Genomic DNA, 12973 nt, shown 5'->3' with positions numbered 1-12973 from the left:
CCGGGCATGGTTAACCAATAAAGGAGCAATGCATGGCAAAGAAGCAGGGGATTGCGCTGGCGGTTGTGGCGTTCGGGACCTATATCTTCGGAGGGATTGCCGCCTTTGGCGGCCTCGGCCTGATAGCATTCATGCGTGGCCGCGATCTCTGGGGTTGGGGTGAGGGACGGAGCATCGGTTACCTTTTTCTCTGCGTCGGCCTTTCGTTGTCGATTCTCGGAGTGCTCTTAATGCGGATATTCAGGAACAGAGGCATGGCGTGAAAGATGGTGAAATCCGCGATGCCATGGCGATTCTGGCAGAAGCGGTAAAAAAATGGCGCACACCGGCCGTGACCATCGTTTCTCAACGGGAGGGGGACCCCTTCAAGGTATTGGTATCCTGCATCCTCTCTTTGCGTACCCAGGATAAGACCACGGCTGCGGCCTCCGAGCGTCTTTTCGCCCTGGCCGGCACCCCGTCCGACCTTGGCACACTGCCGACTGAAACCATCGAAAAGGCCATATACCCGGTCGGATTCTATCGCGTCAAGGCTGCGCAGATTAAGGATATAAGCAGGCTTATCCAGGAGAAATACGCGGGGAGGGTTCCGGATGAAATCGATGAGCTGCTGACCTTCAAAGGGGTGGGGAGAAAGACCGCCAATCTTGTGGTCACCCTCGGTTACGGCAAGCCCGGCATCTGCGTCGATACCCATGTGCATCGTATCTGCAATCGCTGGGGGTACGTGCAGACAAAGACTCCCGAGCAGACGGAATTTGCCCTGCGCGGCAAACTGCCCCGTGACTATTGGCTCGTTATTAACGATCTGCTTGTGACATTCGGCCAGAACCAGTGCTTACCCGTTTCACCACTCTGCTCGACTTGTCCGCTCGCTAAAATGTGCGACCGGGTCGGAGTAAAAAAATCACGCTGATTACCGGTCTGGAGCGGATTTTTTATCATTATAAAGTTGTTTCTGTGCAAGAGAGGTTGTACACTTATAATTCATGACATGATGCATTTATTTTAGTTGCGGGAGGCCAGTTATGTTGAGAAAGATCGGTTTTATAGGTTTGGGTACTGTCGGCAGACACATGGCTGCCAATCTGACCAAGTCAGATTATGATCTAACAGTTTATGACGACGATGCGGAACCGTTAAACGACCTGGTAAAGCTTGGTGCCAAAGCGGCCGCAACACCCAGCGAGGCTGCCAAAGGGAAGGATATGGTTATTGTCATCCTTCCTGAAAGCCATGGGCTTGAAACCTTCGTTTTCGGTAAGGACGGTGTTCTGGAAGGGCTTGATCCCGGTACCATCCTGGTGGATATGGGAACCCATTCGCTGGAAACGACTTTAAAACTGGCTGACGAGGCGATCAAGCGCCGGGTAATGTTTCTGGAAGCGCCGGTATGGGGAACAAAAGAGCATGCCGCCAACGGCCTCGTGACGATTCTTGCCGGCGGAGATCCTTCCCTGCTTGGGCGTTGCCGGGAGGCTTTCTCATATTTCGGCCTCAATATCATCCATATCGGCAAAATCGGCGACGCAACCAAAATGAAGTTCATCGTCAATCTGGTTCAGGCTGAACTGATGCAGTCCCTGGCTGAAGGAATCGTTTTCGGTGAAAAACTTGGTTTTAACGCAGATAAGATACTCGAGGTTCTCGATTCCGGCGGTGTCGCTTCACCGCTTTTCCATTCCAAGGGGCGCAGTATCGCCAGGGGGGATTTCTCCCGCAATCTGGCCCTCAAGTATGTTCACGAGCAACTGCTGCTGGTGATGGATGCCGCGAAAAAGGTCAATCTGGACCTTCCCGGTGTGGAGGTGGCGTGCAAGTTGTATGAGCAGGCGGTCAAGGACGGCCGCGGCGAAGAGGATTACTCGGCAGTGGTGAAGGTGCTCCGCAAGTAGTCATCAGTTGCGTTTCAATCGTTGCATGAAAATAGGGCGTTCCTTACAAGGGACGCCCTATTTTTGTAGGATTTATCGCATTGCAGAAGGTTAGAAAAAATGTTAAACCACTCAACAGTTAACACAAATTAATGGACAAGTTGTGTTAAAGCTGCTATAAATTTGATAAATTAATTAACTCAACTTTCGCACTAGCGAGATTGGCCGTAACTAGTTGACAGATATATGGTTTAGCTGCATACCGGGGCCAAAAGTAGCATTCGCTCCCTGAAAGCTCTTGGTAGTGTTTCTATAAAGCGTTGTATCAGTTGTTGCACCTGCTCTTTGCACAATCCAATAATGCTGTTGAGTGATTCTTCCAGAAATGTGAGCAACAGTGCCATTGCTTCTGTGAAGCCAATTCGTCTTATTTCATCGCATAGAGCGTGAAACAGGCTGCCAAGAGTTCGAGGATCAGCATTTTCCCGTTTCACCAGCTCAAGCAGAATGTAGCGGCAGCAGACCAGTGTGGCGTGGGCGACCAGAGCATCGAAGGAACGACTCTGGAACTCCTTTGCCAGATTCAGAAACGACTTGGCCATTTTGAAGAACACCTCGATGTCCCAGCGACGGCCGTAGAGCGTGATGATCTCCTCGGCGGTCAAGGTCGTATCGGTGGAAAGGAGCGCCAGCCATTTCTTCGAACTGCGGTCGCGGACGAACACGATCTTTGCTGCCACCGGTTTACCGTGAATGTCTTGACCTATGGTCACCAGCACCTCTGCCAACACTTTGGCTCGACCGGGTCGCTTGCGGACCTCTTTGAATAGTTCTTTCAGGGTGAACGGCCACCCCTGCACCTCGTAGGTGACCTTACCCGTATCCTTGAGCATGCAGATGGTATGCATCCCCAGGGCGCGGATCCGCCTGATGGTGGCGGGGAAAGCAAACCAGCTGTCAAAGAGCAGGTGCCGGGCAGTGGTTCCTGCCTTCATTGCCAAGGCAACCATGTCCACCAGTACGTCGGTGGATTTCCTCATGCTCTCCCGGCGGCGCTGATATCCGTTGGTGCGCTTATCGATGCCCTCACGCATTGGGGCAAGGCGGTTCTTATCCTTGGCAGAGCTGAGCATCGACAGCATCATGGGTACAAAGCTGTTCCCATCGGACCACCCCAGGGTGAGCATCCTGAAGCCACGCACGTAACGACCGGTGTTGTGGTCATGCACCCGTGCCAGCAGTTCGACCCGCTTGCTGCGGTCGCGACGATACAGAGTGTCGTCAGCGATCAGCACCTTGGTGGTCGTCTCATCGGTCAGCGGGAGAAGCCTTTGGACAATGACCCGCGTGCTGAGCAGCAACAGAAAACGGCGCCAGTTGGCATTGACCGAGTTCAACAGCCGATACGCAGTGTCTTTACCGATACCATCCGGTGAATCTGGACTCTCCAGGAGACGGAACAGATTTTTTCCGGTAAAGGCAAGGGAAAGCAAAAGCTGGAACAAGGTGTCGAGGCTAACGCCCTTTTCCTTCCTGACATTGCTTTGCCGAAGTAACTGGCCGAGGTTCTGATTGTGAAAGAACGAATGAATCCGGTTTTCTACGGATGCAAATCCTGCTACAATCTGCTGCATAGCGTCGTCTCTCTGTGCTAGTGGATTTGTTGGGGAACAAAGCCATTTTAACCCAGATTGCGACGCTATACTATTAATAATTACAATATGTTACATATATTTACCAGCTGCGAAAGTTGAGTTAATTAACTAAAAACGTTTCATGTCGCTGAAAGGAAAACGCATGGGTAACCGTGCGGAGCAAAGCTGCTATCCGGTGAATCTGGTTAGAGGGCTGTCCAAGTGGCAGAAGGAATGAAGCCTACCTTTTCGCCGGTAGGCTTTTTTGTTAGTCCCTTAGAAAAATTATTTGCATGTTTTTTGCGAAGAATTTTTCGTGAAGGGACTTATCCCGTTCATCGGGGTTAGAGCTTGATTTAGCTGGATAAGGAGGGACACTTTCTGTTCGTGGGGATCAGGCTCAAGCTGTCTCTCATAACCTTTCTGCTCGTGACCATCGTTATCCTCGTATCATCGGTTATCGTCATGAGCATCATGGATACTTTTCTACTGGGAGAACTTGTCAAGCGCGGCTTGTCCTTGTCGAGATGGGCCGCCAATGCCGCCGGCTACAGCATACTTGCCCGCGACCGTCTTTCCGTTGACAATCTGGTCGCCAAAATCAAAGAGCGCCAGGTTGACATCATCCATGTGGCTGTTGTTGGCCGCAACGGTATGGTCACGGCGCATAGCGAACTGGTGAAAAGCGGGACAAGATATGCACCTCAGGTAGGAGTAGTGCTCCACAGTGACGCCGATGGTTCCCTGGTTTCCAGGGTAAACAGGGATGGGAGAGTTTCCTACGAATTCAGCACCCCCATCAAGTTCGCAGGCAATGAAATCGGCCATTTTTACCTTGGTATCGACGCTGCGGCTCTGACCAGAGCCCAACTTGATGCGCGACGTAAAGTGGCGTCCGCTTCCGCAGTGATTTTGTTCCTGGCGGTGGTGGGAGCCTTTTTCATTGCCCGCTTCTTCACTACGCCGATCAAGCAGCTGACCGAGGGAGTTTCACGTTTGAAATCCGGTAGTTATCATGGGGCGATCAGGGTTAATCAGCGTGACGAACTTGGTGAACTTACCAGTAACTTCAACGACATGGCGCAGGTTATTCTGTGCCAGCAGGAAAAACTTGAAGAGTATGCACGTGGACTGGAGGAATCATATATGGCTACGGTAAAAATTCTGGCGACTTCCATCGATGCACGAGACGATTATACCCTGCAACATTCGACCCGGGTTGCAGCCCTGTCACTCATGCTCGGCGAGGAAATGGGGCTCGGCATAGAAGAACTGCGTGATCTCGAAGTGGCTGCCCTGGTGCATGATCTGGGAAAAATCCGCATACCCGATCATATTCTGAAGAAGGCCGGACCGTTGGATGAGTGTGAGTTTCAATTAGTCAAGCAGCACTCCCGGGACGGAGCAGACATCCTCAGTCACTCCCGGGCACTGCACAGATTCATTCCAGCTGTCCTTTACCATCACGAATGGTACAACGGTCAGGGATACCCCGAGGGACTAAGCGGAGAGCATATCCCGCTCTTTGCTTCGATCATCTCCATTGCCGATGCCTACGATGCCATGACCACATCTCGGCCTTACCGTAAGGGTCTTCCTGCAGAAACGGCAATCCGGGAAATTAGCCGGCATCGAGGTTCACAGTTCGATCCCCACCTTGCCGATCTTTTTGTCGCATCTCTGGGAAGATGGGATAACGCATTGCCGCACCTGGTTCTTGAGGTGCCGGTATGAGAGGGACGTGCGGGCCGATTATCCTCCTGCTGGCACTCACGGGGATGGTTTCGTGTTCCAGCCAGGATAAAGTCCTCGTGGATTCCGCAGATGAAAAACTTCAGCAAACACCCCCTTCGAGAAATAATTACCAACAGGCATCCCCACTGCGAAAAAAGGTTGCATCTCTTCTGGAAAAAAGAAATTACAGGCGCGCCATTGAGCTCATGGGCGATAGAAATCAGTTAAACCGCCCTGTTGCCGGGATGGAAAAGGAGTATATCCTTGCAGTCAACGGGCTGCTTGATGCAGGGGAGGTAGCTCTCAACCGTGGTGATTATGCGGTTGCCGGACATGCTTTCAAGTGGGTGCTTGATGCATATCCTGCTGAGCCTTCGCTACGGAGAAAGATACGGTGGAACCCAAAAAAAGCAAAAACGTGCATGGAAACCTGTTCGAACAGGTTGATGGATCAAGGGCTTCGGGAATACCGCCATGGAAACCTGGAAAGCGCCATCAGGACGTGGAAGGGAATTATCGCTTTTAATGCCGGTCACAAGGAGGCGCGAAAGGCAATTGAAACTGCGACGATTCAAATGCGTTCGCTTCAGAATCTGGATACCGTTGTCAGCAAGGGGGGCAACCAACCAAGGTCTTTGGATAAAGCCGAGAGCAGACCTCTGACGCGATAGGTTGTCTCGCAATTCCAGGTTTACGACTTCATTTTCACCAGCAAAGCCACATCCTCCACGTGCGGCGTCTGGGGAAACATGTCCACCGGCTGGATCTCCGTAGTCCGGTAACCGAGGGCGGCGAGGATATCGAGATCGTGGCTCAGGGTCTGCGGGGAACAGGATACATAGATGATCTTTTGCGGACCGATTGCAGCGGTTTCACGCAGCACCTGTTCGTCACACCCCTTGCGCGGCGGGTTCAAAATGACAAGATCGACTTTTTCGCCTTCCTCACGCAATTCTCCCAGAAGTCTCGCCACATCCCCTGCTTTAAAGCGACAGTTGCGGATGTTGTTCAACTGGGCGTTCATCTCCGCGTCGGCCACTGCTGCTTCCACCACTTCGATTCCCAGCACCTCCCGTGCCTTTCCTGCAAGGAAGAGGGATATGCCGCCGATGCCGCAGTAGAGGTCCAGTACCCGTTCCTTGCCGGTCAAAGCCCCCCATTCACGCACCTTTTCATAAATGATTCGCGCAGCGCCGCTGTTCACCTGGAAAAATGAGCGGGGAGAGATGTGGAACCGCGTCCCGCCAATTGCGGCCGGCAGGACATGCTCCTTTGTGACAAAGTGGTCTTTCTGGCCGAATATGACATTGCCCGATGAACCGTTGATGTTCTGATCAATGACGGTAACTTCGGGTACTGCGGCCTGGAGATGTTTTGCCAGGTGATGGATTTCGTTGTAGCTGCGCTCTGAGGTTACGAATACGACCATCGCTCGATTTGCGGTTTCGGAAACACGGATCACCAGGTATCGCAACAGCCCCATTTCGCTTTTGGGGTTGTAAATGGGAACCTTCCCCTTTTTTATGCCAGCCTTGACAGCCGTAATGATCTTGTTGATCAGCGGGTGATGGAGGGGGCAGTCGCCGATATCGAGCACATCGTGGGAATTCCTGCGATAGATGCCGATGATGGGTTCGGCAAATTTGCCCGTTATCACCAACTTTGCCGAATTGCGATAATTAAGTTGCTGCGGCGATTCGATGACATCATGCAGTACCGCTTTCTCCAGCGTTTTGTAGCGTCGGACAAATTTTCCAACCAGCTGTTTTTTCCAGGTCAGTTGAGCGGGATAATTCATCTGGATGAGTGGACAGCCGTCGCACGATAATCCTTTAGCGCAGGGGGCGGTTGGCAAACGGTCAGGAGAGCGTTGCACGAGTTTGATCATCCTGGCAAACGTTTCCCGGCGGCCGACGTAGGTTACTTTTGCCCGAATGATTTCTCCCGGAAGCGACCCGGCGACCAGAATCGGGGTTCCTTCGTAGGAGGCAGCGCCGAATCCGTCTTCATTGAGAGAGTTGATGGTGAGATCGAGCAACTGGCCGATTTTCAGCTTGTCGCTTTCGGATTTTAACGTTTTCGGTTTTTCGGATTTATTTTTCATGATTGATAATAAATAGGAAAAAACATCTTCTGTCAATGCTGGAATTCTGAGTAGTAATTGTAATGGGTAGTGTAGAAAAAGTAATCAAAAAATCAAGACCGTGACTAAATAATACGCAAAAGCTGAAAATATGTGCACGTTAAGTGCTTAATATTTAAGCTGAATTAAAATATGATCACAAATATAGTGATATGTGCCTATTTATGGTGCACTATGTGCATATTATTTAATCGGTTTTTGAAGGGCCAACATGTGTTGCCCTCTGGCTTATGGGGCTGCTCATGAGTATTTAATTCAAACCGAGGAGGTAATATGTCACCACAGATTGATGAAAAAGTAGAACCGATTTTTCAGGAAGTACTCAAGCGTAATCCCGGAGAAGGCGAGTTTCACCAAGCGGTCCGTGAGGTGCTGGAATCACTTGGACCGGTGCTGGTCAAGCACCCCGAGTTCTGCGAAAGAAAGATCATCCAGCGGATATGCGAGCCGGAACGGCAGATTATCTTCCGGGTGCCCTGGCAGGATGACAACGGCGCGGTACATATCAACCGCGGCTTCCGTGTGGAATTCAACAGCTCGCTGGGTCCTTTTAAAGGCGGTTTGCGTTTTCATCCCTCGGTTTACCTGGGGATCATCAAATTCCTCGGTTTTGAGCAGATTTTCAAAAACTCACTGACCGGTCTTCCCATCGGCGGCGGCAAGGGGGGCTCGGACTTCGACCCTAAAGGCAAGTCCGACAATGAGATCATGCGTTTCTGTCAAAGCTTCATGACGGAACTGTATCGGCATCTGGGAGAGCATACCGATGTGCCTGCCGGCGATATCGGTGTGGGCGGCAGGGAAATCGGCTACATGTTCGGACAGTACAAGCGGATCACCAATCGCTATGAACCGGGCGTTCTGACCGGCAAGGGGCTTGATTGGGGCGGGTCGCTGGTACGTACGGAGGCGACCGGCTACGGTGCGACGTTCTTTGTCGACGAGATGCTGAAGGTGCGTAAGGATTCTTTCGATGGGAAAACCTGTGTAGTTTCCGGTTCAGGCAACGTGGCAATCTACACCATCGAGAAGATCAACCAGTTGGGTGGCAAGGTGGTGGCCTGCTCCGATTCCAACGGCTATATCTATGATGAGCAGGGGATCGATCTCCAACTTGTCAAGCAACTGAAAGAGGTTGAGCGCCGTCGCATCAGCGCTTATCCGGATGCGCACAAGCATGCCAAATATGTTGCAGGCGGCAACATTTGGGATATCCCCTGTCAGGTTGCCATGCCATCAGCAACCCAGAACGAAATTAACGGCAATGATGCCGCAAGGCTTGTCAAAAACGGCTGCATTGCCGTTGGCGAAGGTGCGAACATGCCGACGACCCCGGAGGGGGTCAAGGTATTTCTCGATGCGAAGATCTCCTACGGTCCGGGCAAGGCTGCCAATGCCGGCGGTGTTGCCACCTCGGCACTGGAGATGCAGCAAAATGCCTGTCGCGATGCGTGGACCTTCGAGTACACCGAGAAGCGTCTGGCGGAGATCATGAAAAACATTCACAACCTCTGCTACGAAACAGCCGAAGAATACGGCACGCCGGGCAACTACGTGAACGGAGCCAATATCGCCGGTTTCATAAAAGTTGCCAAGGCTATGGTTGCGCACGGTCTTATTTAATCGGCATTCTTTGTAACTAAACAACTAACCCAAAAACGGCAGTTAGCCACGAATGACACGAATAAACACGAATGTTTTTAACTTCTTGTTAAGTCTTTGAGTAGTCATCGGTCTGTTGAGTGTCTTCTAGCACAAGAGCATGTATATTCGTGCACATTCGTGAAAATTCGTGGTTAAAATGCTTTTTATAGGATAAACAGGCCCGGTTATGCCGGGCTTGTTTGTTTGAATTCTCAGGCCAAACCTTCCTTGACTTTTCCTGCATATTTCCGCTAAGATGCGCCGTTATGAAAAAAGCAACCAGACAGATCCAGATAGGTAATGTAAAGATAGGCGGCGGGGCGCCCTGCTCCGTGCAATCCATGTGCAGCACCGATACCCGTGACGTGTCCGCAACCCTGGCGCAGATCGGGAGACTTGCCGAAGCGGGCTGCGAGTTGGTCCGTTGCGCTGTACTGGATATGGATGCGGCCGAAGCGCTCGGCAAGATCAAGGCGCAAAGCCCGATGCCGGTTATTGCCGATATCCATTTCGACTATAAGCTGGCACTCAAGGTGCTGTCAGGGGGCATCGACGGTCTCAGGCTCAACCCGGGCAACATCGGCGAGCGTTGGAAGGTGGCCGAGGTGGTACAGGCTGCTGCCGAACGGCGGGTGCCGATCCGCATCGGTGTCAATGCCGGCTCTCTGGAGAAGGAGCTCTTGCAGAAGTACGGCCATCCCACGGCCGAGGCGATGGTGGAATCTGCGCTGGGTCATGTGCGCATCCTTGAGGAGCTTGGCTACGACCAGATTAAAATATCGCTCAAGGCTTCCGACGTGATGAAGACGGTGTCGGCTTACCGGCTTCTTTCCGACGCGGTTGATTATCCCCTCCATATCGGCATTACCGAGGCCGGGACGATCTTTTCAGGGACCATCAAGTCTTCGGTGGGACTCGGCATCCTCCTGGCAGACGGGATCGGCGACACCATGCGCGTCTCCCTGACCGGCGATCCGGTGGATGAGGTGCGGGTCGGTTTCGAGATATTGAAGGCGCTCGGGATAAGGCAGCGTGGGATCAACTTCGTTTCCTGCCCTACCTGTGGCCGCTGTCAGATCAACCTCATTCATGTGGCCGAAGAGGTGGAAAAGAGATTGAGGGGCATCGACAAACCGCTCACCGTGGCGGTAATGGGGTGCGTGGTCAACGGCCCCGGCGAGGCCCGCGAGGCTGATGTGGGAATTGCCGGCGGCAAGGGGGAGGGGTTACTCTTCCGTCATGGTGAGATCGTCCGCAAGGTGCCGGAGAATGAACTGGCCGACGCCCTGGTGGCTGAGGTTTTAGAGGCAGTGAAGGGTGAATGAGGTAGGGGCGCATGGTATGCGCCCCTGTTTTAATACGAAAAAAGGAATCGATCATGCGTTATTCTCAATATTTTATACCAACAGTCAAGGAAACCCCCTCCGATGCGGAGGTTATATCGCACCAGCTGATGCTGCGGGCGGGGATGATTCGCAAGCTGGCGGCGGGCGTTTATAACTATCTGCCGCTCGGGCTTCGCTCCATCCGCAAGGTGGAGAACATCGTCCGCGAGGAGATGAACCGTGCCGGCGCCATCGAGTTGCTGATGCCGACCGTGCAGCCTGCCGAACTCTGGCAGGAGTCCGGTCGTTGGGAGCAGTACGGCAAGGAACTGCTCCGCTTCAAGGATCGCAAGGATACCGAATTTTGCATGGGACCGACCCATGAAGAGGTCATCACGGACCTTGTGCGCCGCGAGGTGAAGAGCTACCGCCAGTTGCCGATAAACCTCTACCAGATCCAGGGGAAGTTTCGTGATGAGATCCGCCCCCGCTTCGGCCTCATGCGCGGCCGGGAATTCATCATGAAAGACGCCTATTCTTTCGACGTGAATGAAAAGGCAGCGGATATCTCCTACGATAAGATGTACCAGGCCTACCGCCGCATATTCGAGCGCTGCGGCCTCCGGTTCCGTGCGGTGGAGGCGGATACCGGCAGCATCGGCGGCTCCTATTCCCACGAATTCATGGTCCTTGCCGAGTCGGGCGAGGACGCCATAGTTTCCTGCACCGCCTGCGATTATGCGGCCAACGTGGAAAAGGCCGAGGCCAGGCAGTCGGGGGCTGCGGACCATGCCGAACCGCGTACGCTGGAAAAGGTTGCGACGCCGGACAAAAAGAGTATCGAAGAGGTCGCGGGTTTCCTCGATGTCCACGCATCGTCACTGGTGAAGACCCTGGTGCTGCTGGCGGATAATGAGCCGGTAGTGGCCCTGCTGCGGGGCGACCACGAGCTGAATGAAATCAAGCTGAAAAATCTGCTCGGCTGCGATCTGCTCGAGATGGCCGGAGACGATGTGGTGATGAAGGTGACCGGCGCTCCGACGGGCTTTGCCGGGCCGGTCGGTCTTGGCGTCAAGATCATTGCCGACCTGGCAGTGCAGGGAATGAAGAACTTTGTTACCGGCGCAAACGCCAAGGACCTGCACCTGAAGAACGTCAATCTTGAGCGGGATTTTACGGTAAGCTCGTTCGCCGACATTCGCAATGTCGTCCTCGGCGACCCTTGCCCGCGCTGCGACAGCGGCACGCTGGAAATGTGGCGCGGCATCGAGGTCGGCCATGTTTTCAAGCTCGGCACCAAGTATTCCAAGGCGATGAAGGCAACCTACCTGGATGCTGACGGCAAGGAGCAGATCATCTTCATGGGGTGTTACGGCATCGGCATCGGCCGCACCGTCGCCGCCTGCATCGAGCAGAATCATGACGATAACGGCATCATCTTCCCGCTCCCCATTGCCCCGTTTCACTGCATCATATCCGCCCTGAACATGAAGGAAGAGCCGGTCAGGGATAGTTCCGAGGCGATCTATGCGCAACTCGCCGCTGCCGGGGTCGAAGTGCTCTTGGACGACCGGGACGAGCGCCCCGGCTTCAAATTCAAGGATGCCGATCTTATCGGCATTCCCCTTCGCATCGTGGTGGGGAGCAAGAACCTGGCAGACGGCAAGGTTGAACTGAAGAACCGCAAAACCGGCGATGTTGAGTTGTTGTCCATTGCCGATGCTGTGGAGAAGGTTAAGGCAGCGGTTGGTGAAGCATTAAAACAGTAAATCGTGATCGGGGATCGGGGATCGGGGATTAGGGACTTGGGATCGGGGATCGGTATAAACTCTAATCCACTAGTTCCCAGTTCCCAGTTCCCAGTTCCCAGTTCCCGCCTTTTAGAGGATTGTTATGACCAGAGATGAAGCACGGGCAAAGGTAATATTTGCCCTTGATGTGCATGAGTTCAGCGACGTGGAGCAATGGGCCGATATGCTGGCTCCCCACGTGGGGATGTTCAAGGTGGGTAAGCAGCTCTTTACCTCTTGCGGTCCTGCGGCAGTGAGGATGATCCAGAAATGCGGCGGCGAAGTTTTCCTCGATCTGAAATACCACGACATTCCCAATACGGTGGCCATGGCTTCCCTTGAGGCAGCCCGGATGGGGGTGAAGCTCTTCAACCTTCATGCACTCGGCGGTTATGAAATGATGGCCAAAACCGTTGAGACCCTGGACAAAGAGTTTAAGGGGGGAGAGCGCGGCAAAGTGTTGGCGGTCACTATCCTGACTTCATCGAACGAACAGACGTTGCAGGATGTGGGTATAAATATTCCTGTTCCCGAGATGGTCGTTAAATTGGCGCTGTTGGCCAGGAAGGCGGGCATTGACGGAGTTGTGGCCTCACCGCAGGAGGTTCCCCTCATTCGCAAAGCGTGCGGCAAGGATTTCCTCATCGTTACTCCGGGTGTTCGCCCTGCATTCGCCTCAAGCGATGACCAGAAACGGATCATGACGCCGGCCGAAGCAGTCAGAACCGGGGCCGATTATCTGGTGATCGGCCGTCCCATTGCCGCGGCGCCAAAGCCGGTGGAGGCTGCCGAGGCTATTATAGACGAGATCATGGCGGTGGAAGGCTGA

11 protein-coding genes are annotated in these 12973 nt (G+C 53.3%); 9 read left to right on the top strand and 2 right to left on the bottom strand.

The window, feature by feature from the left end; all coding sequences use genetic code 11:
* Nucleotides 1–32: 32 nt before the first annotated feature.
* From GURA_RS14285 to GURA_RS14275, 3 genes are all read left to right on the top strand, one after another.
* Nucleotides 33–263: a hypothetical protein gene (locus GURA_RS14285; protein ID WP_011939654.1), complete on the top strand. Its 231-nt coding sequence runs from the start codon at nucleotides 33–35 to the stop codon at nucleotides 261–263.
* Nucleotides 260–916: an endonuclease III domain-containing protein gene (locus tag GURA_RS14280; RefSeq protein ID WP_011939653.1), complete on the top strand. Its 657-nt coding sequence runs from the start codon at nucleotides 260–262 to the stop codon at nucleotides 914–916. Before GURA_RS14285 ends, GURA_RS14280 begins: the two co-directional genes overlap by 4 nt.
* 112 nt (nucleotides 917–1028) lie before the next feature.
* Nucleotides 1029–1895: an NAD(P)-dependent oxidoreductase gene (locus tag GURA_RS14275; RefSeq protein ID WP_011939652.1), complete on the top strand. Its 867-nt coding sequence runs from the start codon at nucleotides 1029–1031 to the stop codon at nucleotides 1893–1895.
* Between the two features lie 230 nt (nucleotides 1896–2125).
* Here the strand turns inward: GURA_RS14275 and GURA_RS14270 are convergent, their stop codons facing one another.
* A complete protein-coding gene (locus GURA_RS14270) occupies nucleotides 2126–3508 on the bottom strand; it encodes an IS4-like element ISGur1 family transposase (RefSeq protein WP_011937768.1) in 1383 nt (460 codons plus the stop codon).
* A 387-nt stretch (nucleotides 3509–3895) separates the two neighbouring features.
* Here GURA_RS14270 and GURA_RS14265 point away from each other — a divergent pair, with 387 nt between their 5' ends.
* Together GURA_RS14265 and GURA_RS14260 are read left to right on the top strand one after the other, a co-directional pair.
* On the top strand, nucleotides 3896–5242 hold the full coding sequence (locus GURA_RS14265) for an HD domain-containing phosphohydrolase (RefSeq protein ID WP_011939651.1): 1347 nt from the start codon (nucleotides 3896–3898) through the stop codon (nucleotides 5240–5242).
* Nucleotides 5239–5913 carry an outer membrane protein assembly factor BamD gene (locus tag GURA_RS14260; RefSeq protein ID WP_011939650.1) on the top strand — a complete coding sequence of 225 codons (675 nt, stop codon included), beginning with the start codon at nucleotides 5239–5241 and terminating at the stop codon, nucleotides 5911–5913. The genes GURA_RS14265 and GURA_RS14260 overlap by 4 nt, the downstream gene beginning before the upstream one ends.
* Nucleotides 5914–5933: 20 nt before the next feature.
* Here GURA_RS14260 and rlmD read toward each other — a convergent pair whose 3' ends face one another.
* On the bottom strand, nucleotides 5934–7346 hold the full coding sequence (gene rlmD, locus GURA_RS14255) for a 23S rRNA (uracil(1939)-C(5))-methyltransferase RlmD (protein WP_011939649.1): 1413 nt from the start codon (nucleotides 7344–7346) through the stop codon (nucleotides 5934–5936).
* 312 nt (nucleotides 7347–7658) lie between these two features.
* On the opposite strand from rlmD, the gene gdhA reads away from it, so the two are divergent.
* The 4 genes from gdhA to pyrF all read left to right on the top strand — a co-directional run bounded on the left by gdhA (nucleotide 7659) and on the right by pyrF (nucleotide 12973).
* Nucleotides 7659–9008 (top strand): NADP-specific glutamate dehydrogenase, encoded by a 1350-nt coding sequence (gene gdhA / locus GURA_RS14250; RefSeq protein ID WP_011939648.1) that lies wholly within the window; start codon nucleotides 7659–7661, stop codon nucleotides 9006–9008.
* Nucleotides 9009–9295: 287 nt separating this feature from the next.
* Nucleotides 9296–10354 carry a flavodoxin-dependent (E)-4-hydroxy-3-methylbut-2-enyl-diphosphate synthase gene (ispG, locus tag GURA_RS14245; RefSeq protein ID WP_011939647.1) on the top strand — a complete coding sequence of 353 codons (1059 nt, stop codon included), beginning with the start codon at nucleotides 9296–9298 and terminating at the stop codon, nucleotides 10352–10354.
* Between the two features lie 53 nt (nucleotides 10355–10407).
* On the top strand, nucleotides 10408–12123 hold the full coding sequence (locus GURA_RS14240; RefSeq protein ID WP_041245471.1) for a proline--tRNA ligase: 1716 nt from the start codon (nucleotides 10408–10410) through the stop codon (nucleotides 12121–12123).
* Nucleotides 12124–12247: 124 nt separating this feature from the next.
* On the top strand, nucleotides 12248–12973 hold the full coding sequence (gene pyrF, locus GURA_RS14235) for an orotidine-5'-phosphate decarboxylase (protein WP_011939645.1): 726 nt from the start codon (nucleotides 12248–12250) through the stop codon (nucleotides 12971–12973).

The organism is Geotalea uraniireducens Rf4 (assembly GCF_000016745.1).
GTDB classification, from domain to species: domain Bacteria; phylum Desulfobacterota; class Desulfuromonadia; order Geobacterales; family Geobacteraceae; genus Geotalea; species Geotalea uraniireducens.
The sequence above is the reverse complement of the archived record's forward strand: the minus strand, read 5'-3'. Positions and strand labels throughout refer to the sequence as shown.

Coding starts and splice junctions, on each gene's coding strand:
- GURA_RS14285 (WP_011939654.1), top strand. CDS start 33: ATGGCAAAGAAGCAGGGGATTGCGCTGGCGGTTGTGGCGTTCGGGACC.
- GURA_RS14275 (WP_011939652.1), top strand. CDS start 1,029: ATGTTGAGAAAGATCGGTTTTATAGGTTTGGGTACTGTCGGCAGACAC.
- GURA_RS14270 (WP_011937768.1), bottom strand. CDS start 3,508: ATGCAGCAGATTGTAGCAGGATTTGCATCCGTAGAAAACCGGATTCAT.
- GURA_RS14260 (WP_011939650.1), top strand. CDS start 5,239: ATGAGAGGGACGTGCGGGCCGATTATCCTCCTGCTGGCACTCACGGGG.
- rlmD (WP_011939649.1), bottom strand. CDS start 7,346: ATGAAAAATAAATCCGAAAAACCGAAAACGTTAAAATCCGAAAGCGAC.
- gdhA (WP_011939648.1), top strand. CDS start 7,659: ATGTCACCACAGATTGATGAAAAAGTAGAACCGATTTTTCAGGAAGTA.
- ispG (WP_011939647.1), top strand. CDS start 9,296: ATGAAAAAAGCAACCAGACAGATCCAGATAGGTAATGTAAAGATAGGC.
- GURA_RS14240 (WP_041245471.1), top strand. CDS start 10,408: ATGCGTTATTCTCAATATTTTATACCAACAGTCAAGGAAACCCCCTCC.
- pyrF (WP_011939645.1), top strand. CDS start 12,248: ATGACCAGAGATGAAGCACGGGCAAAGGTAATATTTGCCCTTGATGTG.